Below are 4,473 nucleotides of genomic sequence, written 5' to 3' on the forward strand. Positions count from 1 at the left end.
AACCCCGCCTTTCGGCGGGGGTTTGTTGTTTTATTCTGCGGCTTCTTCGTAAGCTTCCATTGGTGGGCATGTGCAGACAAGGTTTCGGTCTCCGTATGCGTTGTCGACGCGGTTGACGGGGGACCAGTATTTGTCGACGCCCATGGAGCCCGGCGGGAAGCAGGCCTGTTCGCGGGTGTAGGGGCGGTCCCAGTCGCCGACCAGATCGCGCACCGTGTGGGGGGCGTTTTTCAGCGGGTTGTTCTCCGCGTCGATCTTGCCATCGATGATGTCCTGCGCCTCGGCCCGGATCGAGAGCATGGCGTCGCAGAAACGGTCCAGCTCGTCCTTGGGTTCGGACTCGGTGGGCTCCACCATCAGCGTGCCCGCCACCGGCCAGGACATGGTCGGGGCGTGGAAGCCGCTGTCGACCAGACGTTTGGCGACGTCATCCACGGTGACATGCGCCGCCTCGTCCAGCGGACGGGTGTCGAGGATGCATTCATGCGCCACACGACCGGTCTCGGAGGTGTAGAGGATCGGATAGGCATCCTGCAGACGCGCCGCGATGTAGTTGGCGTTCAGGATCGCCACTTTGGTCGCCTGCGTCAGACCCGCGCCACCCATCAGCAGCACATAGGCCCAGCTGACCGGCAGGATCGAGGGCGAGCCGAAGGGCGCCGCCGAGACCGGACCCACGGCGGTGCCGTATTCCGGATGACCGGGCAGGTGTTCCTCCAGATGCGCCTTGACGCCGATCGGACCCATGCCGGGACCGCCACCGCCATGCGGGATGCAGAAGGTCTTGTGCAGGTTCAGGTGGCTGACGTCGCCGCCAATGTCACCGGGACGCGACAGACCCACCATGGCGTTCATGTTGGCGCCGTCGATATAGACCTGACCGCCGTGATCATGGGTGATCTGGCAGACCTCCTGCACGGTGGTCTCGAACACGCCATGGGTCGAGGGGTAGGTGATCATGCAACCGGCCAGATGATCCGAGTGCTTCTCGGCCTTGGCGCGGAAGTCGTTCAGATCAATGTTGCCATTCTCATCCGCCTGCACCGGGACAACCTGCCAGCCCACCATCTGCGCCGAGGCCGGGTTGGTCCCGTGCGCCGAGGTTGGGATCAGGCAGACATTGCGGTGCCCTTCGCCGCGGGCGAAGTGATAGTTGCGGATGGTCAGCAGGCCTGCATATTCGCCCTGCGCACCCGAGTTGGGCTGCTGCGAGATCGCGTCATAGCCGGTGATCTGGCACAGCTTGTCGTTCAGATCGGCAATCATCTCGTGATAGCCCTGCGCCTGATCTTCGGGGCAGAACGGGTGCAGATTGCCGAACTCGGGCCAGGTGACCGGGATCATCTCGATCGTGGCGTTCAGCTTCATGGTGCACGAGCCCAGCGGGATCATCGCCCGGTCCAGCGCCAGGTCGCGGTCGGCCAGACGGCGCATATAGCGGGTCATCTCGGCCTCGGCCCGGTTCTTGTGGAAGATCTCGTGGGTCAGATACGGCGTCTCGCGCAGCGCGTAGTCCGGCAGGCGGTACTGCTTGTTCGAACTGTCGTCTGTCTTGTCGATGCCAAAGGCCCCCCAGACAGCCTCGATGGTCTCGGGGCGGGTCTGTTCGTCCAGGCTGATGCCCACTTTCGTCTCGCCGACCTTGCGCAGGTTGACGCCCCGGGCGACGGCGGCCTCCATGACGGTCTTCTGCAGGTGGCCGACCTCAACGGTGATGGTGTCGAAGAACACCTCGGGTTCGACCGAGAAGCCCGCCTCTTCCAGACCGGCGGCCAGGCGCGAGGTCTTGCGGTGTACCGATTGCGCGATGGCCTTGATGCCGTCGGGGCCGTGATAGACCGCATACATCGAGGCAATCACCGCCAGCAGCGCCTGCGCAGTACAGACATTCGAGTTCGCTTTCTCGCGGCGAATATGTTGCTCGCGGGTTTGCAGAGCGAGGCGATACGCTTTGTTACCGCGGCTGTCGATCGACACCCCGATGATCCGGCCCGGCATGGACCGCTTCAGCTTGTCGGTGGTCGCCATATAGGCGGCGTGCGGGCCGCCATAGCCCATCGGAACGCCAAAGCGCTGGGTCGAGCCGATGGCAATGTCGGCGCCCATCTCACCCGGTGACTTCAGCAGCGCCAGCGACAGGATGTCGGCAGCAACGATGGCGATGGCTTTGTGTTCGTGCAGCGCTGCGATTTCCTTGGTGAAGTCGCGCACATGGCCGTGGGTGCCGGGGTATTGGAAGATCGCGCCAAAGACGGCACCTGCGTCCAGCGTGTCCGGATCAGCCACCTGCACGTCGATGCCCAAGGGTTCAGCACGGGTTTTAATGACTGCGATGGTTTGCGGGTGGCAGTTCTTGTCAACAAAGAAGGCCGCGTTGTTGGCTTTCGAACGCCCGCCGCGCTTGGCCATCGCCATGGCTTCGGCCGCAGCTGTGGCTTCGTCCAGCAAGGACGCGTTCGCCACGTCCAGCCCGGTCAGGTCGCTGACCATGGTCTGGAAGTTCAGAAGCGCCTCAAGACGGCCCTGGCTGATCTCGGGCTGATAAGGTGTGTAGGCGGTGTACCAGGCCGGGTTTTCCAGAATGTTGCGCAGGATCGGCGCAGGCGTGGTGGTGCCGTAATAGCCCTGACCGATCAGCGAGGTCAGAACCTTGTTCTTGCTCGCCACCTCTTTCATGTAGAACAGCGCATCGCGCTCGGTCATCGCCGGGCCCCAGTCCAGCGGCTCTTTCTGGCGGATCGCCAGCGGAACGGTGGCGTCGATCAGTTGGTCCAGCGTCTTGAAGCCGATCACCTTGAGCATGTCGCGCATCTCGGTCGGGCTGGGACCGATATGGCGGCGATTGGCAAAGTCATAGGCTTCGTAGTCAGTCAGTTTGAAAGCCATTGCAGCGCTCCTATGAATAAGTCAGGTCGGGCGGAGACCACGCAGGCCCCCGATACATCATCACGAGCCGGTCCGGCCCGAACGGGCGGAGCCCTGTGCAGGGCTCCGGTCTGGATCAGCCGATGAAGTCCTTGTAACCGGCCTCATCCATCAGATCTTCCAGCTGCGACGCGTCGGTGATCTTGATCTTGTAAATCCATGCCTCACCTTCGGGGTCTTCGTTCAGCGCGCCAGGATTGTCGGCCAGCGCCTCGTTGACCTCGACGATCTCGCCATCAACCGGGGCATAGAGCTCGGACGCCGCCTTGACGGATTCGATCACGCCGATCTCGCCGTCTTTCTCGAACTCGTCACCCACTTCCTGCTGCTCCACGAAGACCACATCGCCCAGCTGCTCGGCGGCATGTTTGGTGATGCCCAGAGTGGCTGTGTCGCCATTCACGTCGATCCACTCGTGCTCTTCGGAATAATAGGTTGCCATCTTGTCTCTCTCCTGACTTCAACGCTTGTAATTCTGGGTGACGAAGGGCAGCGCCACGATCTCGGCCGGTTGTGGCTTGCCCCGAATGATCAGATTGACGGTCTCGCCCGGCTCACCATGGCCTGCGGACACATAGCCCATCGCAACGGGGCCACCGACCGTCGGGCCAAACCCGCCCGAGGTGATCTGGCCAATGGTGTTGCCTTCCGTGCACTGGATCTCAACGCCCTGACGCGCAGGCGCGCGGCCCTCGGGCTTGATGCCTACCAGCTTGCGGGATGCGCCCTCGGCCAGTTCGCGCTGGATGCGCTCGGCCCCCGGGAACCCGCCCTCTTCTTTGCGGCGCTTCTGGATCGCCCAGCTCAGCGAGGCTTCGATCGGCGAGGTGCTCTGGTCAATGTCATTGCCATAGAGGCACAGCCCGGCCTCCAGCCGCAGGCTGTCGCGCGCGCCCAGACCGGCCGCTTCACAATCCTCATGCGCCAGGAAGGCGCGGGTGATCTCAATCGCCTTGTCCTCGGGGATCGAGATCTCGTACCCGTCCTCACCGGTATAGCCCAGGCGCGAGATACGGCATTCGACGCCGTTGATATCGGCCACGGTGGTTTCCATGAACTTCAGATCGCGGGCGGGCGGGCAAAGCTCACCCACAACGTTCTCCGCTGCGGGGCCTTGCACGGCGACCAGCGCGCGGTCGAATATCTCGGTCACTTCGACGCCTTCGAGGTGCTCGCGCATATGCGGAATGTCCTGATGGCGCAGCGCCGCGTTCACCACCACAAAGTAGTGATCCCCCGCGTTCGACACAATCAGGTCATCCATGATCCCGCCGTCTTCATTCGTAAAGAACCCGTACCGCGCCTTGCCTTCCTTCAACGTTGCATAGGCCTGCGGGCAAAGCGCCTCAAGCTTCTCGCCCACATTCTCACCGCGCAGGATCACCTGACCCATATGGCTCACATCAAACACCGCCGCCTTCTCACGACACTGCTTATGCTCCCCCATAATCCCCAACGGATATTGAACAGGCATCTCCCAGCCCGCAAAATCAACCATCTTTCCACCCAACTCAACGTGAAGAGAGTAAAGTGGAGTGCGATTCAGTG

At 62.5% G+C, this 4,473-nt stretch carries 3 protein-coding genes; all 3 read right to left on the bottom strand.

Features of this window, described 5'->3' with window-relative positions; all coding sequences use genetic code 11:
- Nucleotides 1-30 precede the first annotated feature (30 nt).
- Nucleotides 31-2,886 (bottom strand): aminomethyl-transferring glycine dehydrogenase, encoded by a 2,856-nt coding sequence (gcvP, locus tag ACR0B5_RS22795; protein ID WP_480543671.1) that lies wholly within the window; start codon nucleotides 2,884-2,886, stop codon nucleotides 31-33.
- A gap of 115 nt (nucleotides 2,887-3,001) precedes the next feature.
- A complete protein-coding gene (gcvH, locus tag ACR0B5_RS22800) occupies nucleotides 3,002-3,367 on the bottom strand; it encodes a glycine cleavage system protein GcvH (RefSeq protein ID WP_170381008.1) in 366 nt (121 codons plus the stop codon).
- Nucleotides 3,368-3,385: 18 nt separating this feature from the next.
- Nucleotides 3,386-4,471, bottom strand: a complete 1,086-nt coding sequence (gene gcvT, locus ACR0B5_RS22805; RefSeq protein ID WP_480543673.1) for a glycine cleavage system aminomethyltransferase GcvT — start codon at nucleotides 4,469-4,471, stop codon at nucleotides 3,386-3,388.
- Nucleotides 4,472-4,473: the final 2 nt, after the last annotated feature.

It is taken from the genome of Ruegeria sp. AG1 (assembly GCF_056541705.1).